Here is a 25224-nt window from a genome sequence, read left to right as displayed (position 1 = left end):
ATCGTTATCTTTATGTATAATAACATATTACATCAGGTAAGTAAATCAACTGTAGTTGATTTAGTGGTTCTAGTAAAAGAAGGTGATATTAATTGCACATATTTGAAGGTTTTCTGCCCGCGCCTTGGTGGCTGATTTGGACATTAATCTCTATCCCTGTTATAATGTATGGTATGTACCAGTTAAATAAACTGGTTAGCAAGAATCGTGAAATTGTGCCTCTGCTTGCTGTTGCAGGTGCTTTTATTTTCGTACTTTCATCCCTGAAGCTTCCTTCTGTTACGGGAAGTTCCTCACACCCCACGGGTACCGGAATGTCGGCAATTCTATTCGGACCTGCCATTACTTCCGTGCTTAGTGTAATAGTACTGTTGTACCAGTCACTATTCCTGGCACACGGAGGCCTGACTACCCTGGGTGCAAACGTATTCTCTATGGGAATCGCTGGTCCTTTTGTTGCTTTCATGTTCTATAAAGCAGCATCAAAAGCAGGTATGAATTTCTACCTGAATGTGTTCCTTGCAACGGCGATTGCTGATTGGATAACTTATGTCATAACGTCCTTGCAGCTCGCGCTGGCATTCCCTGCGGCGCAAGGAGGGATACTAGCTTCGTTCACGGCATTTGCGGCCGTATTTGCGACAACGCAAGTACCTCTTGCAATTATGGAGGGTGCCCTCACCGCACTGATCATGAAATATGTGGTGCAGATCAAGAGCGATGTGCTTGTGGACCTTAACGTACTCACATCTTCCGCTGTCACAAAACTCAAGGAGACTATGCAATGAAGCTCGAATACATTGTCGGTATAATTGTGATACTTTTCGCTGTCCAGTTCCTCTATGGAGTAGCTGCCAACCCGGAGTCAGAATTCGGCGGAGCGGACGGGTCAGCAGGAGATATAATAGCAGGAATAAATCCTGATTACGAACCATGGTTCGGCGGAATTGGCTTCGAGCCACCCGGAGGCGAGACAGAGAGTCTACTCTTTGCCTTGCAGGCAGCATTCGGTGCCGTGATAATCGGATACGTTATTGGATTTTATAAAGGAAAAGGTGAAAGAAATTAACACCATCCATTATGCTTCTATTAAAGAAGCATAATCTCCTTTAGATTTCTTTTTTTTATTTATGTATTATTTAATCTCTAAATCAATTTACCTTTAGCAGAAACACAAGACACCTGCCTTTGTGGCTTCGGATAAACTTACCAGTGTTCATTTTGTTTAAAGGTAAAGGGACTTATTGATAGCGATTCCAGACGAAATACTTATCTATAAGAACAATAACTTATATCCTTACGAATGCAAGTAAAATAGATAAAATCATTTTTACTTATTGTTCAAAATCAAATTGGTTTAAAACATGGCACATATATTAGATGACTACGCCGTACTAAGTCCCCTCAGGTACAAGAATAACTGGCTCAAATTAGCGATTGTTACTTTTGGGATTCTCGCAGGCGTTTCATCAAACTCTCCATTCGTTCCTTTTGTCATAGCTTTATGCATGGCTTTCGCAACAATTCATTTCGGACAGATTCCTGCAAAATTCTACCTGAAACTATTGGCAGTACCTGCAGGTTTTGTTCTGGTAAGCGTTGTAATAATTGCATTCTTCTTTGGAGAAGGTGTTAAACTATTTTCCTTTGAGGTCCTGGGCTTCACCTTTGGCGTGAGTTCAGCCGGCCTGAAGATGGCCATGCTGGTACTTGCAAGGACTCTGGGAGGTATGTCATGCCTGTTCTTCCTCTCCCTCACCACTCCCATGATAGAACTCTTTTCGGTCCTCAAGGCTACAAAAGTTCCTGATTCCTTCATTGAAATCGCTATGATGATGTACCGCTACATCTTTGTCTTCCTTGAAGTGGCAATGGGTGTTAAGTATGCACAAACAGTCAGATTGGGGTATAAGGATTTCAAAACATCTTTCAATTCCATGGTAATGCTCGGGACAAATCTTTTTATAAGATCCTGGGAACAGGGAGAAAAGCTCTACGTGTCGATGAATTCAAGATGTTATGACGGCAAACTTATCCTGCTTGATGAAAAAAGGCCTGTGAAGATGAATGAGATAATGCTCACGTCCGCCTACTTCGCACTGGTCATCATGGTATTTTACTTTACCAGGGGAATGTTCGTTGTTTGAGGTGAAAAGATGGCAATACTAGAAACAAGGAATCTTGGTTTTTCCTATCCTGATGGTACAGTTGCTCTGGACAACATCAATGTAAAAATTGAAAAAGGGAAAAAGATTGCATTTGTTGGCCGTAATGGTTCAGGCAAATCCACATTGTTCCTTACAATGAACGGAACTCACAGACCAAAGAAAGGCGAGATACTTTTCCATGATAAACCCCTGAAATATGATTCAAAATTTCTCAGGGAACTAAGGAAAAATGTCGGCATTGTTTTCCAGAGTTCCGATGACCAGATATTCGCTCCCACAATCTACCAAGATGTAGCATTCGGACCTACCAATCTGGGATATTCGAAGGAGAAGGTAGAGGAAATCGTTCACAACGCCCTTGAATATGTCGGATTGATGCATCTTAAGGACAAACCTCCTCACCACCTGAGCGGGGGACAGAAAAAAAGAGTTGCAATCGCAGGTATTGTTGCAATGGATCCTGAGATCATCATTCTTGACGAGCCTCTTGCAAACCTGGACCCTGTCGGAGCAGACGAAGTTATGGACCTGCTTAATGAACTGAACTACTTCGGCAAGACTATAATTATTTCAACCCACGATGTGGATCTGGCCTACGGCTGGGCAGATTACGTATTTTTGATGAACGAGCACAAGATCATCAGCGAAGGCACAGCGGAAGAAATATTCATGCAGGAAGAAAACTTAAAAACTGCCTCCCTCAAGAGACCCGTAACCCTGGAGATGTATGAAGAAATCAAGAGACGTGGTCTTGTACGACACAATTGTTGTCCCCGGGATATTCCAGATCTTGTTCATGCACTACGCTCACAGCACCTGCTATGGGTGGATGTCCCACCTGAGGTTAAAGAGGGAGATTACATCAACCTTGGCATACTCTATGGAGAATATTCCCAGGATTCCGCATACGAAGCCGCAAATTGTAAGGTCCTGCACATTCACGAAGAAGGACTGGCAATAGTTGAAATGGACAGGAAATCTATCAGGGCAGGTTTCATTGGTATTTATGATACCGCCAGATATTCCAGAGAAGAGCTTTTAGAGATCATGAAGCGTGACGGAATCGAGTGCATAGGTGCCATGGGCAAGAAAAGCAAGCTTCTGGCCGAAAAGGATGAAATCTATCTTGATGTGACCGCAGGGGTCGTTGATCGTTCCATACTTAACGCACTTGCAGGCCAGAGGTGCCTCATCCTTACAAACGGAGGAATGGTATGGCACGCAATGGACAGGATAAAGGATTATATGGAAAAGAGCGGGCTGAATATTCCTGTAAGTGTCGTTAACCCTGAAGCTGAAGCGACACTAGAGCAGGATGTTCCCGAGAGTCTGATGGCCTGATTTAGTGAGCACGCATCACTAGAGGAAGTCTGAGTTTGGCATTCTCAAAACCTATGATCGAGATTTACTCTGTCCTCAAAAAACCAAGTTTCCCGATTCTTTCAGACAGGTAGCTATGACTGGAAGCCGATCATGTATGAAGGAAAAAGACCTGTGAGCTAATCCGATATAGGGCTAACAATTACTTATTTTCACTGATTATCGCAGTATTCTACTTTACAGGAGACATGTTTGTCCTTTAAGGCGAAAATGCTGAGCCAGGATCGCAATGGTGGGTTTGAATTTTAGTTTCCAACATCAGGTGGGACTTTTTACAAGATACGTAATTAAAGCCCACAAGAAAACTTCCTACATGATCCTTACTTTTGAAGCCCATTTTTGACTTGATATATTGGTCAGTTAATTTTGATGGCGATGCTACCATTGCTTCAGAAACAAATTCCAGTTTTTCAATTTCAGGACATGGTTTTGCATCGATAAGTACCATTGGAGGATTGATAGAACCCTTAATACTTTTAAATTTTTTACGATTCACAATTATATTACCAAATACCCGATATTCTTTGGTCTTTTTCAGTCTTTCAATCTCAGAAGCATCACTGATATCTTCCCCTATAACTTCCCCTCGATGGACAATTTTCAGGTTATTTTCGGGCCATTCATATTCCATATTCGTTACAAAGGAAATCAATATGTCAGATTCAAGGACCTTTTTTATTCCTACATTATTCTTTTTACCAAAACAAAGTGAACTTTTTTTTTCATCTTCATCTTCAAGCTGGGTTATCTTTTTTCTATCAAATTCAGTCGTCAAAAGCACTTTTTCGATTCCTTTAATATCATGAAGCGTGGAAATGGCTTTTTCAACAACGCAAGTATCTGAAAAATAAATTTCACTGTCCAATAAGTCCATATTTATACCTTAATCAAATTAAATTGTTTTAAGCAACGAATATGCATGATTCGATATAAATGTATTGATGTAGAAAATAGCTACACTGTTATCGAACTTATTCTTATATATTTGCAAGTGTACTTGTTTTTTAAAATAAATTAATTTTAATTGATTTGTAGAGTGGTGCTGACCCCCATATTATTCACATACTTTCTTGGGACTTATATGTCACCCCAGACCATACTCCAGACTTGTACAAAAGTAGCTTTCTGTGAATTTTTATATAATGTTTGACTCCTGCTAGAAATGGCAGAAAATCAGGAAACATATGTATTTTCCTCATTTCCAACTCTTCGTATCAGTTACAAAATACCAGACCTACTTGTTAATCAGTTGAATGTGATTATCGAGAAAAAAATGGAAAAAATAGGATGTGCAATTTAGATCTAACAGTACTAAAGCTCAAAAGCGAATTATGTGAAAAAATATTTGATTGCAGAAGAGTTCTTCTTTGCAAGCATATTATTTTCCAGATACAACCCAAGGAGAAAACTTCCAACATGTAATTCGTTACTTAAAGGAAATTTGGACCTGATATAATCATCCGTTAATCTCGAGGGAGAAGCAATCAAAGCTTCGGAAACAAAGGCCATATCTTCAATTTCCTTACATGGTTTTCCACTTATCACAAGTAGCGGTGGCTCGGACATATCCTTGAAGTCCCTTACTTTTTCATAATTTATTACTATATTCCCAAATACGCAATGGTCATCCGAACTCTTATATCGTTTGATTTCGGAAGCGTCACTGACATCTTTTCCAATAGTTTCACCTTGGTACATGATTTTCAGGTTATCCCTAGGCCAGTCATATTCTTTGTTTGTTACAAAAGCTATTAATACATCGGCTCTAAGAGCCTGCTTAACTCCTATATTGTGTTTTTTACCGAAATACAATGAATTTGTTTCTTCATCCTGTTTTTCGAGTTTTATTATTTGCTGTACTTCACACTCATCGAGAAAAAAGGCATTTTCGACCCCTTTTGTAATGTGCAATATATCTATGGCTTTTTCAGCTACCGTTAAGCGCAAAATACTCCTCCTAGTACATGTGCCATTTCTGTTTTCGTAGATATTTCTTTATCAGCATAGTCCGTAGATACTCTTACCTGTCAGAAATCAAGTTTCTTTTAAGTTTTCCCCGGAATTTAGTCAATAGAGCCATCATTCTTCAATTTCGATGTTCAGACGCAGTTTTGCAATAGGTTCGAGTTTTTTCCAGACAACCGTTGCATCCTCTTTAAAAATACATTTTTGAACCGTCTGGTTACGAGGCTCTCCATTAAGTTCGTATATGTAAAAGCCTTCATCCCCGTTTGTTGCAACAACTTGTTCGACCCCTCTCAACCTTTTGGTTTCAATTATTGCCACTTCTTTTAGAATATCAAGCAAATTGCTTCCTTTTTTGACTTTCACGCATTTAGTCGGTGCCAGAATATCAAGAGACTTGGCAACATCCTTATTGTTAATTCCCAGAACATGCGTCTTCCCATAGATATGCCTTTGAATAAGATTTGCTCCCTCAAGAATACTTACATGCCTTGATGCCACGGGAACCGAGAGGTCTTGCTCACGAGCCAATTCCGAAATATATTTTTCATTTTCATACAGGCTCTGAATCATCCTCAATCGAGTTTTACTGTCCAATGCATAAAATAATTTTAAAAACCGTGATAATGCAGCTTCAGATTCATGTTCATTATCTTTTAAACTCATGTATATAACTAAATTACAAAACAAATATATAATATTTCTTAAAGATCAGAATTACCTAGAATTCTAATTTTACAAAATAATTTTAGTTATGATGATTTAGATTTAGATTTCACTTCCATTTCAATTATTATTCATACTTTTCCATTTTTCTTTCATTTTAAAGATAGCTTTGAACATCCTGAATATCACCTAGTTACTAAGCTCGCCTTATTCAAATTGAACCAAAAATTTCAACAAACTCTCTGAAGAATTGAAATCCCAGTTCCAGCTGTTTCAAAGCACAAGACAATACTAGAAAACGAATATATTGTCAGAAAAAGGTACGTGATAGGGTTCAGATCTTTTCAACCAATACAGTAGGTGAACCTGAAACCGACAGATTCCATGCTAAAATCGATCGGATTTACCTTAAATTGATTGAAACTATAAATGAACATATGAAAGAAGAAATCAATTTTGACATAGGTTTCCAAGGTAAAAATAAAAAACTTGTCATATCAGACAGGATTCAAGGTTTGATAGACAGGAATTTTACATTTTGACTGCAACAAGAGAAAGACCAAGTTTACCTTCTGCTTCCTCTATCTGCTTCAATTCTTCAGAAGATAGCTCGGCATTCCTGATGTCCTGACCTGAAAAAGCCAACAGTGTAACATTTAGCCTTTTCTCAAGTTCCACTATAGCTTCTACTTTTCCATTGTCTATTTTTGAATAGCTCCATAACATAAAAATATCCTCCATTATAGTAGCTTAAAGCCAATACAGCGTTTAGTAAGATTATGAAGTATTAAAAGATTACTTTCACTTTTCTTAAAAAGTAGCTGCTATTACCCGATTAATTCATGTTTGTGTTTAGATTCGATCTATAGTTTCAGACATTTAGGTAATGCAATTTACTTTTTTTTAGAACATACATAAAAACTGGATGCAGATTACACGCTGAAATTAACATAGCACATCCGGACTTTTCCGTAAGTGAAGGCCACCAGATAGCAGACGATACCAGAAAAGAACTCCTCAAGCATCTCAAGTTTCTCTCAAGGACCACAATTCACATTGACCTATCCAATGAATCGAAAGAAAAGTATCACAGCAAACCCACATAAGAAAAAAAAACTCCAAAGCCAGAAGTCTGAACTTTTGAAATCCGAGATAATCTGCACAAAAACAGTTTAGAAGATACAACTTGTTTTGTAGAACAGATGTGACTTTTAGTAACACAAATTCATAATTCACCTCAGTTACGACATGCAATGTCATCAAAAAATATTTTGTATAGTATTGTATCGTAGTTTCCAGAAGCAACAAGATAAATGCTAATGATCAAAGAATATTCATCTGTATTGGTTATTGAAAAGCAGTCTACTCGAAAAATATAGACTTTAGTGAAATCTTCAAGCTCAGAATATACAAGCTAGCACCCTCATCCAGAGTAACACTAATATACTATTAAATAACATACTTATTCATAATCTATTTATATACCAATGACTGATTAGTGTTACTAAATAAGATACTAAAAATTAATATTTAAATATTCAACTACAAAGGTGGTCAAAGGTCATGGAATTTCTATCACTGGGAACAGGCGCAATGCCTTCAGAACTCAATATACTGATAATAGCATCTGCATTTTTGCTCGGTGCACTTCACGCACTCGAACCGGGCCACGGAAAATCGATAATGGCCGTTTTTGTCATGGGAACTAACGCGGGCCTGAAAGATGCCCTTCTGCTGGGCATCACAATTGTTGCCTCCCACGTAATAGTCGTACTTGGACTGGGAGTTGCATCCATATACCTTGTAGAGATTCTGGATGTAGACCTGACCCATGACATCATGAGTGTGATCGGAGGAATCATATTGATAGGCGTGGGAATATGGATACTGAGAAAATTTTACCATCCGCACGAACATGCAATCGATACCAAAAAAGGAGTATTTGCCATTGGTCTTTCAACAGGACTGATCCCATGTCCTGCAGCACTTGCAGTATTATTGTTCAGCATATCGAACAATCAAGTCTATAACGGTCTTATTTATGTACTTATATTTAGCGTGGGCCTGGCCATAGCTATAACATCCCTCTCAATTGCCTTTGTCAAAGGAAAGGGATTTATTGAAGGATACATGGGTAGCAAGAATGTAAGCAAACTCCCGCTTATTAGTGGCACATTAATCATAGTAATAGGTGCATTCACACTGCTTCACCCCCTGCTTGAGTACCTTTCACCTGGCCTGCATATCTGAGAAAGGGAGTTCAAAAACTCCCATATGTTTTTTGCAACAGGAGAGAATCGCCTTCATTATCAGGACTCTCGCATATCAAAAGGCCCTTTACATTGAATTCCTTCAGTGACCTCATCAGTTCTGAGTATTCAAGGTCTGAGTCATCAAGATTGAGATGATTCCTCTCACCCTTTTCTCCATACTCAATTCCCGAAACATGCATGTGCATATCATCCAATCCTTCCCTTCCGATTTCTTCTTCAACTGTTTCAAGCACGGAAACAAACTCTTCATACTTGTTCACCTTCCCACCCCTTGCATGAAGATGTGCGAAATCGATACAAGGAAGCACATTCTCGATCTCACTACCAAGCCTTAGATTTTCTTTGAGACTGCCAAACTGGGTTGATTTACCTGTGGTTTCCGGGCGAAGAACCACATCTATACCTTCATCAATCAGCCGTCTTGTTAGCTGTTCCAGAATACCGGATACTCTTCCATAAACTTTTTCCGGGGAATCTTTATGGTAGTATGCCGGATGGAAAACGATATTCCTGGCACCGCAAATACTTCCGATCTTTGCAGAATTATATATCCTCTCGATGCTTGCATCTACTTTCTCTGGCTCTGTAGAGTTGAGGTTGATGTAATAGGGAGCATGCACGCTCAATAGAATTTCTTCCTTTGCAGCCTTTTCAGAGACCTGTCTTGCAGTATCCTCTCCCATTTTGACTCCGCGGACGAACTCAAGCTCCATACAACCAAGCCCAAGCTCCCGGACCTTTTCAATTCCAGAGATACTGCTTCTTTTTTTTGAGCTTTTTGGAGTTCCTGCCGTTCCAAAAAAAAGTTTTGCAGGCCTCATTATGCCATGCCGAGCTTTGCTTTGAGTTCTTTCATCTTTTCGGTTGACAACTTAGCCTCAACCATTTCCATGAAGGATTCAATGTCTTCCTCCTCAAGGGACCTGATATCCTCTTTTCCTTCCATTGCAAGTTGTACAAGATAGTCAAGCTCAGTTGTATCAAGTTTATCGAGCCGGTTCCTGAAATCCTCGGCAGATTCTGCGATCTTATGGGAAATAGGCCTGAGGATATAGGGGTAATTGTGCCCTGAGGCAGACATGGTATTTCCGCTGAGTTCAGGTGCAAGCTTGTTGAATATCTGCTGATCCATTTCATTGAATTCTCTGCTCATGGTGGGTAGTTGTAGAATATGATTAATAAAATTTTGTCTTTTAGGTTTCAGAAGAGGCATTCATAAAGACATATGCCCATGAATATCCATTTCTCCGCGGATGATCCTTGTCGATGAAATGCGCTCATCATCTTCTGCAAGAACAAAATTTACTTTTACAATCTTAAAACAAGACATTTTTTTTGCCGCACGGATACGATTGATCTTAAGTGCTACAGGATATGTTTCCGGCGAGACGACAATATAATCATAGTCCTCGCCAAGGGTTTTTCCATAAGGATCATTCAGCTCGACTATGGCATAGTTAGTATTATTTCCGGCAATCTCATCCAGGTATTCGAGCAATCGGGATTTTCGGACAGAATAGTCCACAACCTCACGATCACGTTCGTTTGCCATCTTGTCGGAAGTAAGACCTATGTCGACGTCCCCGCTTTCTGCAAGCTCGAATGCCTTTTTGAGAAGTTCCCGATGCCCGTCATGCAGGCATTCAAAAGTTCCGCCGACTACTACTCTGGCCATGGTGGTAGAAAGGTATTTTCTAAAATAAAGGTTTGCCTGGCCACACAATAAAATGCGTTTGTGAGCAGTTTGAGTAGAGAAGCAGCTGATGATTATACTGATAATTATGCTGAAGATTATGCTTTTTTACGAGAGTTATCAGTCATTTTTTGAGCGAGTGTTTTTTGCATTGGTGTGAAGAGCATGCCATTTTCGTTCACCTCTTCCCCAATTGTTTCAAATCCAATGGTCTTGTAAAAAGACAATGAATTCGGTGAAGAGCTAGCCGTAAACACCGTTCTATCCGGATTCTTTTTCATGCATGCATCAATTCCTACCTGCACCAAGGAACTCCCAATCCCATATCCCTGAAAATCAGGATCCACAAACAGAAGAGAGATATGACTAAGGGCAGTAATTGTCAATACACCAATGATTCTCCCATTATGCTCGGCAATGATCGTGGACCTATCCAGACTGTCCTTCGCCAGAAATGATGGTGAAAGCATACCAAGGAAGGTTTCCACCCCTTCCCCGGAATAGCTTGCTGCGACATCTTTATGAAATACGCGGAGTATCAATTCATAAGCAAGTTCCTCTTCTCCCGCTCTTATAGGGCGAAAACTGCAATCTGCATTTTCATTCATGACACGCACACGGTTGATATTTATCGATATCATATTAAACAGCAGGATCTGTCAAGCCAGAATACTTTCACTCCGCTCTCTTCAGGTATATATACTCACAGGATAATTAAGTACCTGATTGTGCACCAAAAGGAAAACATGTGCACCTATGGAGTAATAAAATGCCTGAAGTACTATTAGAAGACCTGGATCATGTGGGTCCGGCAACTGCACAGAAGCTGATGGAAGCCGGATTTACGACTGTTGAAGCAATTGCTGTATCATCACCTGCGGAACTTGCAACTGCAGCCGATATTGGGGAGTCCACTGCTGCAAAGATAATACTGGCTGCACGCCAATCTGCAGACATAGGTGGCTTTGAAACCGGAGATGTTGTAATGGAGCGCAGAAAGCTTGTTGGAAAACTATCCACAGGTTGCGTTGAATTTGATGAGATGATGGGAGGAGGAATTGACACCCAGGCAATTACCGAAATGTATGGTGAATTCGGTTCAGGAAAAACACAGGTTGCACACCAGCTTGCTGTGAACGTACAACTGCCACAGGAGCAAGGTGGCCTTGATGGCTCCGTCATAATAATCGATACGGAAAACACCTTCAGGCCGGAAAGAATTAAACAAATGGTAGACGGCCTTTCAGAAAAATATGGCATGGAATATGATCCGGAAGAATTCCTGAAAAATATACGGGTAGCACGTGCCTTTAATTCCAATCACCAGATACTGCTTGTGGATTCGGCACTGGAGATGGCTAACGAATTAAAAGATACTGAAAAGCCAGTTAAGCTCATTATTGTAGACTCCCTTACAGCTCATTTCAGGGCCGAGTATATCGGCAGAGGAACCCTTGCTGACAGGCAGCAGAAGCTGAACAAACACCTTCATGGGCTGCAAAGGTTCGGGGATCTTAACAATGCATGCGTCATCGTTACAAATCAGGTAATGTCAAAACCTGATGCGTTCTTTGGAGATCCGACAAAGCCAATAGGAGGACACATTGTTGGCCATACCGCAACCTTCAGGTTGTACCTGCGCAAATCCAAGGGCGATAAGAGAATCGTAAGACTTGTTGACTCACCAAATCTTCCTGATGGCGAAGCAATAATTTCAGTAACAACGCCCGGACTGCGTGATCCTTAATCACACAGGATCCATAGTTCATTCCCTTGTTTAAAGGGAATTATATCTTTTTGATGCCGGATTTTTTCATCCTGCTAAATTCCAAAAAAGCCTGGAACTTCCAGAAAATTAAAAACACTTTTATCTTTCTCATCTAATTAATTGCCTATGAAATTCAAAGCCCTTGCAATAGACATCGACGGCACCATTACACACACTGACAGGAGACTCAGCCTCAAAGCTACTGAAAAACTGCGTGAATTGGATGTACCTGTCGTACTGGCTACCGGAAATATATTGTGTTATGCCAAGGCAGCCGCGAAACTGATAGGAGTATGCTGCAATGTAATAGCCGAAAATGGTGGTGTGGTAGCGGATGGCTTTGATAAAAAACCCTATGTATCCGATGCCATAACTGAGTGCGAACAGGCTTTTGAATTGCTTTCACAGGAATTTGAGATGGAGAAACTTGATCCTGTGCACAGGAAAACGGAAATTGTTCTCAGAAGAAATTTTGATCTTGAACAGGCAAGGACTTTACTTATAAACAGTGAGATAGATGTGGAAATAATTGATACCCATTTTGCCATACACATCAAAAGCAAAAAAATCAACAAAGGAACCGGCCTTACAAGAATGGCTGAAATGATGGGACTTAGTACATGTGATTTTGTCGCCATCGGCGATTCGGTGAATGATGTTGAACTTCTTGATGCCGCAGGATTTGCTATTGCAGTATCAAATGCCGATGACTTCCTTAAAGAAGTTGCCGACTACGTGACAAAGGAACCCTATGGAGAAGGGACAGCAGAAGCTATTGACTATCTTATTACAAATGGAATGCTTGGAACAAATAAATAGTTGAATAACGGCATGCAAAGTCCCATGGAACTTTGCAGTGCAGGAATTACAAATTCACATTCTCTTTAGGAACACCTTTTGCGATATTCTTATCGACGACAATATAGTCCTTGATGGCCCTTACGGATTCAAAGGGCAATAATATATATTGGTCGTCGGTCTGGTACTTAGAGGTATCCAGACTCATGTCAGGTTTTACTATCAGGTCGATCAGGCTACCCGTTCTGACATCCATCACAATATTGAAGAGGATGCCTATCTCTGTGCCATCGGTTGCCATAACCTGTTTGCTTGAAAGGTTTTTTGCAAAGACATTAGCCATTTTCATTCACCCCTGAATATAATATTAACTCTCAAATTTTTGATATATTTATCTGTATCCTATATAAGCACTTGGTTCTTCTTTCTTGGCACCGCCCTTGAACTGCGCCTGAATCTTCTCATAATACTCGATGAGGTTCTCGGATAGAGTTGGCCTTACTTTTGTGAGGGCCTCTTTGAAATACTTCATTCCAACCTTCTCATTCTCAAAATTATCCCTCAGCGAAAGCATAACAGCTTCCCTGCATACGGCTTCTATATCGGAACCTACAAAACCTTCTGTGGAACTGGCAAGCTCATCAATTGTGACATCGTCCCCAAGAGGAATGTCCCTGGTGTGTATTTTGAAAATATCCTTTCTACCGGCAAGAGTTGATTGACCTACAAGTACAAGCCTGTCAAACCTACCTGAGCGAAGAAGTGCAGGATCAAGAATATCAGGACGGTTTGTAGCCGCTATCACTACGATCTCCTTTAGAGGTTCAAGGCCGTCAAGTTCGGTAAGCAACTGGTTTACTATCCTCTCGGATACTTTACCGTCTTCTGTTATCGCACTCCTCATTGGTGCGATAGAATCGATCTCATCAAAGAACACGATACATGGGGCTACCTGCCTTGCTTTCTTAAAAGTTTCACGAATAGCTTTCTCGGACTCACCTACCCATTTTGACAGCATCTGGGGTCCTTTGATACTTATGAAATTAGCATTTGATTCGTTTGCCACTGCCTGGGCGATTAATGTTTTTCCGGTACCGGGAGGACCGAACAGCAAAACACCCTTGGGAGGTTTGATACCCATCTGCACAAACTTTTCAGGCCTCGTGAGGGGCCATTCCACAGCTTCAACGATATCCTGTTTAGCTTTATTAAGACCACCAACGTCATCCCATTTCACAGAAGGAATCTCAACAAGAACCTCTCTCATTGCCGAAGGCTCTATTTCCCGGAGTGCTGTTTCAAAATCATCCCTGCTGACACTTAACATGTCAAGGATCTCAGGTGCGATTTCCTCTTCCTCAAGATTTATGTCGGGAAGTGCACGCCTGAGCGATTTCATTGCAGCTTCCTGGACCAGTGCCAGCAAATCAGCACCAACGAAGGCCTGTGTATGCTGTGCCAGGTATTCAAGGAATTCCTCAGTCACATCCTCACTAAGAGGTACTCCTCTTGTGTGGATCTGGAGAATTTCAAGGCGATCATCATTGTCAGGAACTCCGATTTCGATTTCCCGGTCAAACCTGCCGGGCCTGCGCAATGCCGGGTCTATGGCATCCAGGCGGTTGGTTGCACCGATAACAACGACCTGGCCTCTTTCTTCGAGACCGTCCATCATGGTCAGCAGTTGGGCAACAACCCTCCGCTCCACCTCACCGGTGACATTCTGTCTCTTCGGAGCAATAGAATCAATCTCATCGATGAACACTATAGAGGGAGCATTGTCCTCTGCCTCTTCGAATATCTTGCGTATACGCTCCTCGCTCTCACCGTAATACTTACCCATTATCTCAGGACCTGCGATGTAGAGGAAGTTTGCTCTTGATTCGTTTGCAACCGCCTTTGCTATCAGGGTTTTACCAGTGCCGGGAGGGCCGTACAGTATAATACCTTTAGGCGGTTCGATATTGAGTCTCTGGAAAAGTTCAGGGTGTTTAAGAGGGAGCTCTATCATTTCCCTTACGCGCTGTATTTCTGAGCCGAGACCTCCTATATCCTCGTATGTAACACCTCTTGTAGCACCATCATATCCCCTGACAGGCTTCTGTCGAAGCTCGATTTCTGTGATCTCTCCGATAATGATAATAGTGTCCTCAGGATCTGTTTCAACGGCAATAAGTGGTATTGCCTGGCCACCAGACATCTGGGTAGACATTGGCTGTGTCATAGAACTGATAATAGGAATAACATCCCCCTCTACAAGAGGTCTTTTCATGATGTTCCTCTTAATTATCTCATTAATGTGACTGCCAAACTCCATAGTCACGCCTTCGGGAGGAGCAAGGACTACCTTGTTGGCAATCTCAATCTCTGCTTTTCTGATTATGATCCTTTCCCCGATGCCCACACCTGCATTCTGCCTGATGAAACCGTCTATTCGGACTATTCCCTGTCCCCAATCCTGTCTTTCAGCTCTCCAAACCTTGGCTGCGGTCCTTCTCTTACCCTCGATCTCAACGATATCCCCGGGCGACAGTTGTAAGCTTAGAAGGGTTGTCGGATCCAACCGAACAATACCTCTCCCAAAGTCATTTGGATGCGCTTTTTCTACTTTGATCTGTACTTCGTCCATGGTTTCATCCTGAATATTAATTCAAATATATAATAAACTTATGATTTTATTCTGATCGTAAGTACTTATTTCATTCCCATGCTTAAAAAAGATATGGTCAAGGTTAGGCTCTGACACCCTTTTTTCCAACCGATAAGATTTAAATATGAAATGTATATACTAAACATGTTGATTGGATACTATTCTGTAAGCATTTGTAAATTATTGATTTATGTTGTCTTATAGCCAATATGGTTGAAGATCTTCAGTTTTGAATTTAAAGGAAGTGCATACTTGTTCGGAAACAACGATGAATCAACAGCACCAATCGCTGTCGGAGAGACCTACGAAGTAACAATACAGGATATTGCAAGAGAAGGAGACGGAATAGCAAGGATAGAAGGTTTTGTTATCTTTGTTCCTGGAGCAGAAGTTGGGGACACAGTAAACATAAAAATAACAAAGGTCCTGCGTAAGTTCGCATTCTCTGAGATCGAAGAATGATTGTTAAAAGATAGGCATCCGCCTATCTTATAATTCATTCTTTTATCATACTTAATGCTTATTTGGATTTTCACATACTTTTTTATTCTTACATAGTCTCCCGGTTGCTAAATTAACTATACAGTCCCGCATAGAAATACTTTTAAACTATCATGTTTTACTTTATAAGTATGGGGCTAAAAGCATTATTCTTGAACTGTACATTGAAGAGATCTCCTGAAATTTCCAATACAAGAGCATTGGTTGACAAAGCAGTCAAACTCTTTTCTGAAATGGATATCGAAACCGAGATAATAAGGGTTGTTGACTACAATGTCAAATTCGGTGTCAGTTCGGATGAAGGCGAAAGCGATGAATGGCCTCAGATATTGAAGAAGGTAAAAGAATGTGACATTCTTGTTATTGCCACTCCGATATGGTTTGGTGTGCGTTCTTCGATTTCACAACTTGTTATGGAAAGGCTTGATGGAACTTATGATGAAGAAGATCCTGAAACCGGACAGTTCCCTCTTTACGGCAAAGTTGCAGGAGTCCTTGTAACGGGTAACGAGGATGGCGCACACAACGTAGCAGCCAATACACTATTCAATCTTACCCATCTGGGATGTACTATTCCACCTAACGTCGATAGCTATTGGGTTGGAGATGCCGGACCGGGCCCAAGTTACATAGAAGCAGGTGGTCAGAGGCACCTCTATACGAACAAGACTGTTCGATACATGGTTTATAATCTGGCATTTTTTGCCGAAGTGTTAAAAAATAACCCGATTCCTACAAATCTTAAAAAGTTGTACGCCCAGGCAACAGAAGAAAGCGACTGACCAGAGATTCAGAAGCAACCTCCATTTTTTTGCAAATTGGATAAATTTCCTGATTGACAGCCATTTTTATTAGATGTGATAGGTAGGAAAATTCCTACAAAGATTTACTCCAGCATTTAATAATGTTGCTCACATAAAATAATAATGTATTAAAGGGGAGTTTACGGAGGTGAGAAATTGGCTGTAATGAATGGTCTTGACTGGGCAGCTCTGGTTCTTGTCATTATAGGCGGATTGAACTGGGGCCTGGTAGGCGCATTTAACTATGACCTTGTAGCGGCTATTTTTGGCGAGATGTCATCAATCACAAGGATAATCTATATTCTTGTAGGTCTGGCAGCACTCTATATGATATACTTCGCTACAAAAGCAGGTCAGGATTGATTTGTAATTGTATATACTTATGTTGATGATGGGATTATTCCATCATCAAATTTAATAGACTGTTTTTTGCTTCATTGATTTCCGGCACAGGGACAGAGATGTCAAAACCGTTACCAGAAATAGTAAGCTCGTTTCCACCAACGAAACCAATAACTGCATGAGGAACATCTTTCAACAAGTCTTTTACTACGTCGGGTTCTGAGGTAGAAACGATTGCCCTCGAATATGATTCAGAAAATAGCAAGTCATCCGGCCTCATTCCATCACCGATGTCCTTCAATTCCACACTGGCACCGATATTCCCACACATCTCACAAAGTGATACCGCCAGTCCACCGAGAGATACATCATGAGAAGCTGTCAGTTTACTACTTTTAACTGCACGGATGAGAGACTCAATTATCAATGGGGCATTTTCAGGAACTTCAGGCGCTTTTCCGTTTTCTTTAATGCCTTTTAATCTGTAATATTCCGAGCCACCAAGCTCATCTTTTGTGATTCCGACAAGGAAGATCGTGTCTCCTTCATTCATGAAAAGACCAGAAGGGGCCATGGTGACATCTTCAACGTATCCGACAAGACCGATAGAGGGAGTAGGAGCAATCGCAGTCTTGAACTCCTCACTCTCATTGTAGAGAGATACGTTTCCACCAACTACGGGGATAGACAATTCCCTTGCAGCATCCCCAAGTCCCAGGATAGCCTGTTTGAACTGCCAGTATATATCAGGCCTTTCCGGATTACCAAAATTCAGGCAATCGACAAGAGCTATACCGTACGCACCCTTGACAGCCAGGTTCATAGCATTCTCGGTGACTGTACCCTTTCCTCCCTGATACGGGTCCAAAAGGGTGTGCTTTGGATTGCATCCACAGGAAAGTGCAATTCCCTCGTTTCCATCTATGCGCAGTATGCCTGCATCATCACCTGGCTTTGCTACTGTTCTTAGCTGCACCTCATGGTCATACTGCCTGTATATCCATTTCTTGGAAGCCACATTGTGGGATGAGAGCACATCAAGAATAGCCATTTTCAGGTCAGATGGTATTTCCGGTTTCTCGCCTTCCTCACGGGGAGCAGGTTCACTGGACGGGCGCTCGAAAGTGGGAGCACCTTCTGTAAGGAGTTTGACAGGAATATCAGCGGCAATCTCTCCCTTGAACTCCACGGTATATGTCAGTTCCTCAGTAAGTTCTCCTATCATGCTGCCATTGAGGTCGTATTTTTCAGCAATGTCCAGAACAGCCTGGACATTCTGAGGCTCTACCTCAAGCAGCATGCGTTCCTGTGATTCGGCAATAAGTATTTCATAAGGTGTCATGCCGGTTTCACGCAGGATCACATTATCTGCGATGATGTTCATCCCCAGATTGCCCTTGGATGCCATCTCCGAACTTGCACCGGCAAGCCCGGCTGCCCCAAGGTCCCTGCAAGACTTTACATATCCTTTCCCGATTGCCTCAAGGGTTGCCTCTATCACGAGTTTCTCTGTGAACGGGTCACCGATCTGGATACTTGGCCTGTCCTCTGCCTCAGATGATTCAGAAAGATCCCTTGATGCAAAAGAAGCCCCTCCGAGTCCGTCTCTTCCGGTTGTAGAGCCCATCAGCACGAGTTTGTTGCCTGCCTTCTGTGCACATGCCGTAACAATGTTCTCCTCACGCGCAAGGCCCACACACACTACGTTCACAAGAGGGTTCCCACTGTAGGATTCGTCGAACAGTGCTTCTCCTCGCACTACAGGCACACCGATGCAATTGCCATATCCGGCAATACCCTCGATTATATGCTCGAAAAGATAGAGGTTCTTCGGGTTGTCAAGAGGTCCGAAGTAAAGAGGATCCATCAGTGCAATAGGACGTGCACCCATAGAGATGATATCACGTACAATTCCTCCGACACCAGTTGCAGCCCCATTGTAAGGATCCACATATGAAGGATGATTGTGGCTTTCCATTCCTACGGCAAGAGCCCAGCCATTTCCAAACCTGATGATAGCAGCATCATCACCCGGGCCAATGATCACACGGTCTCCCGTGGTCGTGAAGGTTTTTAATAATGGTGCGCTTGAACGATATGAACAGTGTTCACTCCAGAGATTCAGGAAACATCCCTGTTCCACAAGGTTTGGCTCCCTTCCCATCTCTTTAGTTACTATATTAAGATCATTTTCAGGTAACATTGATGTGCCTCAGTATTTAAACTCACGATTTACTAGGGGCTTAAAGAACCCGGAAGCAAATAAACGTTTCTTTAAGAAAGTTAAGGACTTCAGCACTTGTTCTCAAAGGAAAGCACATCCCCTACATTAAGATTCGCAGCTTTTTCTATTCCCTTGTTAGTTTCAATAATATACTTCACTTTTGTGTCCGATGAGCATACTCCTGTCCAGGGCCTGAGTTCCGAAAGTTTCACAACCCTTTTGTCTTCATCAAGGAATATTACCCCTATGGCAAAATTGACAAAGAGCATATGTAATGATACTTTTCTACATTTTTTCATTACAAACACCAGGGCATAATTTTCAGGAATATCTTTCCTGAACATAAGACCCAGTGCCTGTTTAAAAGTACTACATGCAAATTCGACGTGTGTAGCAACGTATTCACCATTAGATTTTAATATCATCGCTGTTTACATTAATCATCTATTTTAGTTAAAGACTATGGAGTGTTTAAAATAGATAATAATCTCGGAGGAAATACCACAAGATGAGTTCTGAAATGTGTTCGGTATGCGGATTGCCAAAAGAACTTTGCATATGTGAAGAAGTGGCAAAGGAACAGCAAAGAATAACGGTTAAAGTGAATAGAAGAAGATACGGAAAAGAAGTTACTGTTGTAGAAGGCTTTGATGCCCATGAAATAGATCTTCATGAACTTTCCACCTATCTGAAATCTAAGTTTGCATGTGGCGGTACTGTAAAAGGCAATGGTGTCGAATTGCAGGGAAACCACCTCGGACGCATGAAAGAAGTTCTTGTTGAACGGGGATTCTCTCCGGATCAGATTAAGGATTAATGACTTTTTTAAGGAATCTACATAGGTTCTGTTTATCTTGTGTGAAAACTTTTTCACACAATTTTACCGGGCTTTTAAGCCCAATCTCTATCGAATTCTGAAATTACGTGCTGTAGTTACCTATTTATTAAATGTAGCCACTAGTAATTGTGAGTGCTATGAAACGTATCTATATGGACCACAGTGCGACTACACCAGTAGATCCTCTTGTGCTTGATTCCATGTTACCTTATTTTACCGAAAAGTTTGGAAATGCATCAAGTTTGCATTCTTTCGGGCAGGAAGCTGCAGAGGCACTTGCAATTGCACGTCAGCAAGTTGCCGATTCTATTGGTGCAGAAAAGAATGAGATAATATTCACTTCAGGTGGAACCGAATCTGACAATCTTGCCATAAGAGGCATCCTTGACAAAAAAAACAGTGATAAAGGCAAAAATCAACACGTCATCACATCTGCAATAGAACATCCTGCAGTACTCAACACATGCACCTTTCTTGAGAGTATTGGATATGATGTCACGTATGTGTCGGTAGATTCTGAAGGCATCCTTGACGTCGATGAACTTGAAAGATCCATACGGGACGATACATCGGTAATAAGCGTCATGCATGCAAACAACGAAATAGGAACGATACAACCTATCAAGGAAATCGCAAGTATTGCACAGGATAATAATATCTGCTTCCACACCGATGCAGTGCAGTCCATGGGAAAGATTCCTGTTGATGTTAATGAACTGGGAGTTGATATGCTGTCCATTTCCTCACACAAAATACACGGACCAAAAGGTGTAGGTGTATTATATGTCAGAGAAGGAACGGATCTTGAGCCTTCCATATTCGGAGGGGGACAGGAACAGACCTTGAGGCCCGGTACCGAGAATATTCCGGGAATTGTAGGACTTGGGAAAGCTGCTTTCCTGGCAAAAGAGCGTCTGGGACATGATCCGGAATACATGAACAATCTCCGTGATTCCCTTATCACAAAAGTGTTTGACAGTATCGAGGATGTGCGCCTTAATGGCCATCCTACCCAACGTCTTCCGAACAATGTAAACCTGAGTTTCAAGTACGTTGAAGGAGAATCGCTTTTAATGCTACTTGACATAAAGGGAATTGCAGCATCAACTGCTTCTGCATGTTCATCGAAATCGAAAACTTCGTCCCACGTGCTAAATGCTATCGGAGTTGATACTGAGTATATTCATGGTTCTGTCAGGTTAAGCCTTGGAAGGGATAATACGACAGATGAGATTGATTACGTGACTCAGTCCCTGCAAGAAACAGTTGCCAAACTCAGGGAAATGTCTGCTGTTTCAAAGTGCTGAAACATTACAAGGGAAGATATGTATGTATTCAAGAAAAGTCATAGAGGAATTTACCAATCCCAAGAACGTGGGTACAATTGAAGATGCAGACGGCATCGGAGAGATTGGAAGTACCGTTGACGGAGATATTATCACAATCTACATCAAGGTAAAGGATGATGTACTTGAAGATGTCAGGTTCAAAACCTTTGGTTGTGTGGTGGCAATCTCCACTTCAACCATGGTTACACAGCTGGCAAAGGGAAAAACTATTGATGAGGCATTGGACATTAAAAATGCTGATGTTGTTGAGGCCCTTGGAGGACTTCCTGAGGACAAAACTAGATGCTCAGGGTTTGCCCTTGATGCCCTGTTCAAAGCTATTGAAAATTACAGAGGGGAGCGGGACAGTTTAAAAACGAGGAAGGATTCTTGTGAAAACCACTTGTGAAATTATGGTTCAGCGGGTTTTACCTGCTATACGTGCTGAAATTGCCCGCATGATCATCAGTGAACATAGCCGTAGCCAGCAGGAAGCTGCAGAGGTGCTTGGACTTTCCCGTGCGGCAGTATCTCAATACCTTAGTGAAAAAAGAGGAGCTGAAGTTGATTTTTCAGAGGATGCCCACGAAGAGATCAGAAAATTCACTACGGAACTCCTGAATGGCCTTAGCCCAAAGGAAGAGGTTGCAGGAATGTGCAATATATGCAAATATGTGCAGAAATCAGGATGGTTAAATAAGAACGAACCTGAAGCCGGATATTGTGCCCTTTGTGGAGAGTAGGGGAGCCATTGAACAGCAGCCTATGTGTCAAATGCAAGGGAAAAGGACTTTGTGGCCGTCCCTTTTGTCCTATACTTGAAAAATTCAAATCAGTTGAATCTGCATTTTCAGGCATATCCGGGGAAACTTCCATATTCGGAGCTTCACCACCATCTGTTTTTGTAGGCCGTCATAATTATCCGGAAGTGCGGGCAGGCCCCATGATACCGCCACAGCTGGAAGGAAATGAAGCAACTCAGCTCGAAGACCCTAAAGCCCTGTTGAGGATGGGGATACAGGACATAATTTCCTCTCGTTCCCAGCTGGTCCGGGCAAACACAGGCATCAACGTCAAAAATGCCCGTAATCCAGACAATCCCCTGATAGAGAAATCACAGGAGCTGGCCCTCTCAAAAAAACCTGTTGACACCGAAGCCTGGTTCAACAAGCCCATACAAAACAAGCTCAAATTCGATAATGTACTTACTCCAATGGGTCCCTCGGGTGAATTGAAGGATTTTGATATCACCGAGAATCCGAAAGTGCCCAAAAAAGTTGACGCACTTGTCTATGATACCGACGCACTTGCAAAGGATGCCATATCAGAGTTATGGGATAGTAATGTTGCTGCGGAACATATCACACGCCTTTTTTCCATCGGCCTGCTGGGGCAGGAAAGACGCCTGGTACCCACAAGGTGGTCAATAACTGCCGTTGACGATCTCGCAGGCAAGGAGTTACTCGGGGACATAAGGGATTATCAGCAGATAAGCGACATTCAGGTTTTTAGCGGAGGTGTTTTTGGTAACCATTTTGAAGTTCTGCTCATGCCCCGGGCATTCAGCTTCGAGCTCATAGAAGTTTGGATGCCACGCACGGTCTGGTCCGGGCAGAACACATGGATAGACTCGGATAGTGAAGGTTTTGCCGGAAAGAAAAAGTACTCCAATCTTGCAGGAGGTTACTATGCCTGCAGGATTGGAGTGCTTGAGCATTTGAAAAATATCCGCAGGCAAGCTTCTATATTTGTTGTAAGAGAGATTAGACCGGAATACTGGGCTCCCCTGGGTGTGTGGGTAGTACGCGAGGGGGTGCGCAGGGCCATGGAATCCAGACCCAGGGTTTTCGAATCGGTTGAATCTGCACTCCAGGACATGTCTGGTCGCATAAAAACACCTTACAACGAATGGAAAAAGAAAGCAGAAATGTTATCGGATATCAGAGCACAAAGGACCCTGGACTCTTTTTTTTGAATAGGATAACAGTCTAACAGCTATATAAAATAAATACTGCTATATAGTCTATGCAAGACAAGTTTATCTATATATGACCCGTTGCCCTACAAAAAATAAATAGAGGAAAACGATGGTCTTGTTTGATCCGTTAGTAATTTTGCTTGTTATTGCAGGTTTATATATGGCATGGAACATTGGCGCAAACGATCTTGCCAATGCCATGGGAACGTCTGTAGGTAGCGGTGCGCTTTCTATAAAACAGGTTATTATTATTGCAGCAGTTTTTGAGTTTGCAGGTGCGGTATTTTTTGGAAAAAGAGTAACATCCACAATCGCCAAAGGTATAGTACCTATTGACACTATCAGTCTTTTAGACTCGCACCTTGTGGCAATTGGTATGCTTGCTGCGATTCTTGCTGCGAGTTTCTGGATTACACTTGCAACTTTCTACAATCTTCCTGTATCCACAACACATTCTATTGTCGGAGCAGTTCTTGGCTTTGGTCTGATAGCCGCATATAAAGGCATCATTGCATTCAGTGATATACAGTGGGGAGTTCTTTTAAAAATAGTAGGAAGCTGGCTGGTATCTCCCCTATTGGGTGCTTTACTTGCTTTTTTGATATTTTCGCTAATCAGGCATTTCATATTGCAGAAAACAGACGACCCCTATAAGATTGAGAACAAGTTCGTGATACTTCAAATCATGACAGCATGTTACATTGCATTCGCACACGGATCTAATGACGTGGCCAATGCGGTAGGACCATTGTATGCAGGACTCAATGCACTGGGGCTTGCAGGCATAGAGATACCTCTCTGGGTCATGGTCGTAGGAGGTTTCGGAATGGTACTGGGTCTTGCCACATGGGGATACCGTGTGATAGAGACAATAGGCACAAAAATAACGGAACTGACACCTACAAGAGGTTTCTCAGCTGAATTTGCAACGGCTTCTGTAGTCGTATTGCACAGTTTCAGTTCACTACCTATCTCAACTACTCACACACTGGTCGGCTCTGTCATAGGTGTGGGACTTGCAGGTGGCCTTGCAGCGGTTGACTTAAGTGTGATATGGAAGATAATTGCTTCCTGGGTAGTAACAGTGCCTATTGCAGCACTCACATCCGCGCTTATATTTACAGGACTTCTGGGGATCGGAATATGATCAAGAAAGAATATATCCGCTCGGTATTGAATATATTTGCAAGCTCACCGTTTAAGCCACTGGGAATGCACGCTAACAAAGGAGGCGAAGCCGTAAGAAAACTCGGGGAATCCGTGATTGCCTTTTGCGACGGAGACATGGAAAAAGTCGAACGACTCAATCGGGAGATTGATGTTATAGAGCATGAAGCAGATGTGATCAAGCAGACCATCCGGTCCGAACTATCATCTTCCATTATGCTGCCGGTCCATGCCAATGATCTGCTAAACTTCCTCAAACCGCAGGATTCAATATCTGATGATGCACAGGAAGTATCCTACTGGTTGACACTGCGGAAGTTCGAAGCATCAGAAGAAATACGCAAAGGTTTTCTGGAACTCATGACAAAGACGCTTGATACCGTTGAAATATATGAGAATCTCGTAGATACTTTGAGCGAGTTGCTGGAAACATCCTTCAGCAAAAAAGATGTTGAGGAGACTCTTGCACTTGTTGTGGAAGTAGAGGAAATGGAACATCAGGTAGATCTGGTAGAAAAAGATCTCATTAAAAAAGTGTTCAATGAAGAAGATGAGCTTGGAGGAGCAGGTGTGTATCATCTAACCCAACTCATTACCGGAATCGGCGACATTGCCGACAAAGCAGAAAATGCTGCAGATCGGCTAAGGACTATGATAATGAGAAGATGAAACTTCTCTACCC

The 25224-nt window shown here is 41.9% G+C and carries 30 protein-coding genes; 18 read left to right on the top strand and 12 right to left on the bottom strand.

Features of this window, described 5'->3' with window-relative positions; translation table 11 throughout:
• The first annotated feature begins 92 nt into the window (after positions 1-92).
• The 4 genes from V7O62_RS10875 (at position 93) to V7O62_RS10860 (ending at position 3509) form a co-directional block, all read left to right on the top strand.
• Positions 93-788 carry an energy-coupling factor ABC transporter permease gene (locus V7O62_RS10875; protein WP_406656348.1) on the top strand — a complete coding sequence of 232 codons (696 nt, stop codon included), beginning with the start codon at positions 93-95 and terminating at the stop codon, positions 786-788.
• The gene (locus V7O62_RS10870; protein WP_406656347.1) at positions 785-1069 is read left to right on the top strand and encodes an energy-coupling factor ABC transporter substrate-binding protein; all 285 of its coding nucleotides are present in this window, start codon (positions 785-787) and stop codon (positions 1067-1069) included. The genes V7O62_RS10875 and V7O62_RS10870 overlap by 4 nt, the downstream gene beginning before the upstream one ends.
• Positions 1070-1364: 295 nt before the next feature.
• The gene (gene cbiQ, locus V7O62_RS10865; RefSeq protein WP_406656346.1) at positions 1365-2147 is read left to right on the top strand and encodes a cobalt ECF transporter T component CbiQ; all 783 of its coding nucleotides are present in this window, start codon (positions 1365-1367) and stop codon (positions 2145-2147) included.
• A gap of 9 nt (positions 2148-2156) precedes the next feature.
• Complete coding sequence (locus tag V7O62_RS10860) at positions 2157-3509, top strand: energy-coupling factor ABC transporter ATP-binding protein (RefSeq protein WP_406656345.1); 1353 nt, start codon at positions 2157-2159, stop codon at positions 3507-3509.
• A 238-nt stretch (positions 3510-3747) separates the two neighbouring features.
• Here the strand turns inward: V7O62_RS10860 and V7O62_RS10855 are convergent, their stop codons facing one another.
• From V7O62_RS10855 to V7O62_RS10840, 4 genes are all read right to left on the bottom strand, one after another.
• The gene (locus V7O62_RS10855) at positions 3748-4422 is read right to left on the bottom strand and encodes a hypothetical protein (RefSeq protein WP_406656344.1); all 675 of its coding nucleotides are present in this window, start codon (positions 4420-4422) and stop codon (positions 3748-3750) included.
• A gap of 455 nt (positions 4423-4877) precedes the next feature.
• Positions 4878-5495, bottom strand: coding sequence for a hypothetical protein (locus tag V7O62_RS10850; RefSeq protein WP_406656343.1), 618 nt, complete (start codon positions 5493-5495; stop codon positions 4878-4880).
• A gap of 132 nt (positions 5496-5627) precedes the next feature.
• Positions 5628-6179 (bottom strand): winged helix-turn-helix domain-containing protein, encoded by a 552-nt coding sequence (locus V7O62_RS10845; protein WP_406656342.1) that lies wholly within the window; start codon positions 6177-6179, stop codon positions 5628-5630.
• A gap of 531 nt (positions 6180-6710) precedes the next feature.
• Positions 6711-6905: a hypothetical protein gene (locus V7O62_RS10840; protein ID WP_406656341.1), complete on the bottom strand. Its 195-nt coding sequence runs from the start codon at positions 6903-6905 to the stop codon at positions 6711-6713.
• A gap of 188 nt (positions 6906-7093) precedes the next feature.
• Between V7O62_RS10840 and V7O62_RS10835 the strand changes: the two genes are divergently transcribed.
• Positions 7094-7285, top strand: coding sequence for a hypothetical protein (locus V7O62_RS10835; RefSeq protein WP_406658289.1), 192 nt, complete (start codon positions 7094-7096; stop codon positions 7283-7285).
• A 457-nt stretch (positions 7286-7742) separates the two neighbouring features.
• A complete protein-coding gene (locus V7O62_RS10830; RefSeq protein WP_406656340.1) occupies positions 7743-8429 on the top strand; it encodes a sulfite exporter TauE/SafE family protein in 687 nt (228 codons plus the stop codon).
• Between the two features lie 10 nt (positions 8430-8439).
• On the opposite strand, the gene V7O62_RS10825 is transcribed toward V7O62_RS10830, so the two are convergent.
• The 4 genes from V7O62_RS10825 to V7O62_RS10810 all read right to left on the bottom strand — a co-directional run bounded on the left by V7O62_RS10825 (position 8440) and on the right by V7O62_RS10810 (position 10786).
• A complete protein-coding gene (locus V7O62_RS10825; RefSeq protein ID WP_406656339.1) occupies positions 8440-9273 on the bottom strand; it encodes a TIM barrel protein in 834 nt (277 codons plus the stop codon).
• Complete coding sequence (locus V7O62_RS10820; RefSeq protein WP_406656338.1) at positions 9273-9605, bottom strand: hypothetical protein; 333 nt, start codon at positions 9603-9605, stop codon at positions 9273-9275. The genes V7O62_RS10825 and V7O62_RS10820 overlap by 1 nt, the downstream gene beginning before the upstream one ends.
• Before the next feature lie 60 nt (positions 9606-9665).
• The gene (locus tag V7O62_RS10815; protein ID WP_406656337.1) at positions 9666-10127 is read right to left on the bottom strand and encodes a phosphopantetheine adenylyltransferase; all 462 of its coding nucleotides are present in this window, start codon (positions 10125-10127) and stop codon (positions 9666-9668) included.
• 116 nt (positions 10128-10243) lie between these two features.
• Positions 10244-10786: a GNAT family N-acetyltransferase gene (locus V7O62_RS10810; protein WP_406656336.1), complete on the bottom strand. Its 543-nt coding sequence runs from the start codon at positions 10784-10786 to the stop codon at positions 10244-10246.
• A 128-nt stretch (positions 10787-10914) separates the two neighbouring features.
• Between V7O62_RS10810 and radA the strand changes: the two genes are divergently transcribed.
• Together radA and V7O62_RS10800 are read left to right on the top strand one after the other, a co-directional pair.
• Positions 10915-11892, top strand: a complete 978-nt coding sequence (gene radA, locus V7O62_RS10805) for a DNA repair and recombination protein RadA (protein WP_406656335.1) — start codon at positions 10915-10917, stop codon at positions 11890-11892.
• Between the two features lie 147 nt (positions 11893-12039).
• Positions 12040-12732: a phosphoglycolate phosphatase gene (locus V7O62_RS10800; RefSeq protein ID WP_406656334.1), complete on the top strand. Its 693-nt coding sequence runs from the start codon at positions 12040-12042 to the stop codon at positions 12730-12732.
• Between the two features lie 46 nt (positions 12733-12778).
• Here V7O62_RS10800 and V7O62_RS10795 read toward each other — a convergent pair whose 3' ends face one another.
• Both V7O62_RS10795 and V7O62_RS10790 read right to left on the bottom strand, forming a co-directional pair.
• On the bottom strand, positions 12779-13054 hold the full coding sequence (locus tag V7O62_RS10795) for a PRC-barrel domain-containing protein (RefSeq protein WP_406656333.1): 276 nt from the start codon (positions 13052-13054) through the stop codon (positions 12779-12781).
• A gap of 48 nt (positions 13055-13102) precedes the next feature.
• Complete coding sequence (locus tag V7O62_RS10790) at positions 13103-15340, bottom strand: CDC48 family AAA ATPase (RefSeq protein ID WP_406656332.1); 2238 nt, start codon at positions 15338-15340, stop codon at positions 13103-13105.
• Positions 15341-15613: 273 nt separating this feature from the next.
• Between V7O62_RS10790 and V7O62_RS10785 the strand changes: the two genes are divergently transcribed.
• The 3 genes from V7O62_RS10785 (at position 15614) to V7O62_RS10775 (ending at position 17028) form a co-directional block, all read left to right on the top strand.
• On the top strand, positions 15614-15823 hold the full coding sequence (locus V7O62_RS10785; protein ID WP_406656331.1) for a TRAM domain-containing protein: 210 nt from the start codon (positions 15614-15616) through the stop codon (positions 15821-15823).
• 170 nt (positions 15824-15993) lie between these two features.
• Positions 15994-16644 carry a flavodoxin family protein gene (locus V7O62_RS10780; RefSeq protein WP_406656330.1) on the top strand — a complete coding sequence of 217 codons (651 nt, stop codon included), beginning with the start codon at positions 15994-15996 and terminating at the stop codon, positions 16642-16644.
• A gap of 186 nt (positions 16645-16830) precedes the next feature.
• Positions 16831-17028 carry a DUF378 domain-containing protein gene (locus V7O62_RS10775; protein WP_406658288.1) on the top strand — a complete coding sequence of 66 codons (198 nt, stop codon included), beginning with the start codon at positions 16831-16833 and terminating at the stop codon, positions 17026-17028.
• A 34-nt stretch (positions 17029-17062) separates the two neighbouring features.
• Here V7O62_RS10775 and purL read toward each other — a convergent pair whose 3' ends face one another.
• Together purL and V7O62_RS10765 are read right to left on the bottom strand one after the other, a co-directional pair.
• On the bottom strand, positions 17063-19210 hold the full coding sequence (purL, locus tag V7O62_RS10770) for a phosphoribosylformylglycinamidine synthase subunit PurL (protein WP_406656329.1): 2148 nt from the start codon (positions 19208-19210) through the stop codon (positions 17063-17065).
• An 89-nt stretch (positions 19211-19299) separates the two neighbouring features.
• Positions 19300-19656 (bottom strand): DUF192 domain-containing protein, encoded by a 357-nt coding sequence (locus tag V7O62_RS10765; RefSeq protein WP_406656328.1) that lies wholly within the window; start codon positions 19654-19656, stop codon positions 19300-19302.
• An 83-nt stretch (positions 19657-19739) separates the two neighbouring features.
• Here V7O62_RS10765 and yciH point away from each other — a divergent pair, with 83 nt between their 5' ends.
• The 7 genes from yciH (at position 19740) to V7O62_RS10730 (ending at position 25211) form a co-directional block, all read left to right on the top strand.
• Positions 19740-20048 carry a stress response translation initiation inhibitor YciH gene (yciH, locus tag V7O62_RS10760; protein ID WP_406656327.1) on the top strand — a complete coding sequence of 103 codons (309 nt, stop codon included), beginning with the start codon at positions 19740-19742 and terminating at the stop codon, positions 20046-20048.
• A 158-nt stretch (positions 20049-20206) separates the two neighbouring features.
• Positions 20207-21376: a cysteine desulfurase NifS gene (gene nifS, locus V7O62_RS10755; RefSeq protein WP_406656326.1), complete on the top strand. Its 1170-nt coding sequence runs from the start codon at positions 20207-20209 to the stop codon at positions 21374-21376.
• Positions 21377-21398: 22 nt separating this feature from the next.
• Positions 21399-21806, top strand: a complete 408-nt coding sequence (locus tag V7O62_RS10750; RefSeq protein WP_406656325.1) for an iron-sulfur cluster assembly scaffold protein — start codon at positions 21399-21401, stop codon at positions 21804-21806.
• Between the two features lie 4 nt (positions 21807-21810).
• Positions 21811-22140, top strand: a complete 330-nt coding sequence (locus V7O62_RS10745) for a transcriptional regulator (protein ID WP_406656324.1) — start codon at positions 21811-21813, stop codon at positions 22138-22140.
• 8 nt (positions 22141-22148) lie between these two features.
• Positions 22149-23372: an Nre family DNA repair protein gene (locus tag V7O62_RS10740; RefSeq protein WP_406656323.1), complete on the top strand. Its 1224-nt coding sequence runs from the start codon at positions 22149-22151 to the stop codon at positions 23370-23372.
• Between the two features lie 163 nt (positions 23373-23535).
• The gene (locus V7O62_RS10735) at positions 23536-24522 is read left to right on the top strand and encodes an inorganic phosphate transporter (protein WP_406656322.1); all 987 of its coding nucleotides are present in this window, start codon (positions 23536-23538) and stop codon (positions 24520-24522) included.
• The gene (locus V7O62_RS10730) at positions 24519-25211 is read left to right on the top strand and encodes a TIGR00153 family protein (RefSeq protein WP_406656321.1); all 693 of its coding nucleotides are present in this window, start codon (positions 24519-24521) and stop codon (positions 25209-25211) included. The genes V7O62_RS10735 and V7O62_RS10730 overlap by 4 nt, the downstream gene beginning before the upstream one ends.
• Positions 25212-25224: the final 13 nt, after the last annotated feature.

Source organism: Methanolobus sp. ZRKC2, assembly GCF_045291185.1.
GTDB lineage: Archaea > Halobacteriota > Methanosarcinia > Methanosarcinales > Methanosarcinaceae > Methanolobus.
Note: the sequence above shows the minus strand (reverse complement) of the source record. Positions and strands in the feature narration are given on the sequence as shown.

Bases quoted from the DNA above. Each gene is read 5' to 3' on its own strand.
- V7O62_RS10745 (WP_406656324.1), top strand. From the start codon at position 21,811: ATGGTTCAGCGGGTTTTACCTGCTATACGTGCTGAAATTGCCCGCATG.
- V7O62_RS10810 (WP_406656336.1), bottom strand. From the start codon at position 10,786: ATGATATCGATAAATATCAACCGTGTGCGTGTCATGAATGAAAATGCA.
- V7O62_RS10845 (WP_406656342.1), bottom strand. From the start codon at position 6,179: ATGAGTTTAAAAGATAATGAACATGAATCTGAAGCTGCATTATCACGG.
- V7O62_RS10735 (WP_406656322.1), top strand. From the start codon at position 23,536: ATGGCATGGAACATTGGCGCAAACGATCTTGCCAATGCCATGGGAACG.
- V7O62_RS10800 (WP_406656334.1), top strand. From the start codon at position 12,040: ATGAAATTCAAAGCCCTTGCAATAGACATCGACGGCACCATTACACAC.
- V7O62_RS10775 (WP_406658288.1), top strand. From the start codon at position 16,831: ATGAATGGTCTTGACTGGGCAGCTCTGGTTCTTGTCATTATAGGCGGA.
- V7O62_RS10840 (WP_406656341.1), bottom strand. From the start codon at position 6,905: ATGTTATGGAGCTATTCAAAAATAGACAATGGAAAAGTAGAAGCTATA.
- V7O62_RS10790 (WP_406656332.1), bottom strand. From the start codon at position 15,340: ATGGACGAAGTACAGATCAAAGTAGAAAAAGCGCATCCAAATGACTTT.
- V7O62_RS10820 (WP_406656338.1), bottom strand. From the start codon at position 9,605: ATGAGCAGAGAATTCAATGAAATGGATCAGCAGATATTCAACAAGCTT.
- V7O62_RS10870 (WP_406656347.1), top strand. From the start codon at position 785: ATGAAGCTCGAATACATTGTCGGTATAATTGTGATACTTTTCGCTGTC.
- purL (WP_406656329.1), bottom strand. From the start codon at position 19,210: ATGTTACCTGAAAATGATCTTAATATAGTAACTAAAGAGATGGGAAGG.
- V7O62_RS10780 (WP_406656330.1), top strand. From the start codon at position 15,994: ATGGGGCTAAAAGCATTATTCTTGAACTGTACATTGAAGAGATCTCCT.
- nifS (WP_406656326.1), top strand. From the start codon at position 20,207: ATGAAACGTATCTATATGGACCACAGTGCGACTACACCAGTAGATCCT.
- V7O62_RS10795 (WP_406656333.1), bottom strand. From the start codon at position 13,054: ATGGCTAATGTCTTTGCAAAAAACCTTTCAAGCAAACAGGTTATGGCA.
- V7O62_RS10730 (WP_406656321.1), top strand. From the start codon at position 24,519: ATGATCAAGAAAGAATATATCCGCTCGGTATTGAATATATTTGCAAGC.
- yciH (WP_406656327.1), top strand. From the start codon at position 19,740: ATGAGTTCTGAAATGTGTTCGGTATGCGGATTGCCAAAAGAACTTTGC.
- V7O62_RS10825 (WP_406656339.1), bottom strand. From the start codon at position 9,273: ATGAGGCCTGCAAAACTTTTTTTTGGAACGGCAGGAACTCCAAAAAGC.
- V7O62_RS10830 (WP_406656340.1), top strand. From the start codon at position 7,743: ATGGAATTTCTATCACTGGGAACAGGCGCAATGCCTTCAGAACTCAAT.
- V7O62_RS10815 (WP_406656337.1), bottom strand. From the start codon at position 10,127: ATGGCCAGAGTAGTAGTCGGCGGAACTTTTGAATGCCTGCATGACGGG.
- V7O62_RS10860 (WP_406656345.1), top strand. From the start codon at position 2,157: ATGGCAATACTAGAAACAAGGAATCTTGGTTTTTCCTATCCTGATGGT.
- cbiQ (WP_406656346.1), top strand. From the start codon at position 1,365: ATGGCACATATATTAGATGACTACGCCGTACTAAGTCCCCTCAGGTAC.
- radA (WP_406656335.1), top strand. From the start codon at position 10,915: ATGCCTGAAGTACTATTAGAAGACCTGGATCATGTGGGTCCGGCAACT.
- V7O62_RS10855 (WP_406656344.1), bottom strand. From the start codon at position 4,422: ATGGACTTATTGGACAGTGAAATTTATTTTTCAGATACTTGCGTTGTT.
- V7O62_RS10750 (WP_406656325.1), top strand. From the start codon at position 21,399: ATGTATTCAAGAAAAGTCATAGAGGAATTTACCAATCCCAAGAACGTG.
- V7O62_RS10765 (WP_406656328.1), bottom strand. From the start codon at position 19,656: ATGATATTAAAATCTAATGGTGAATACGTTGCTACACACGTCGAATTT.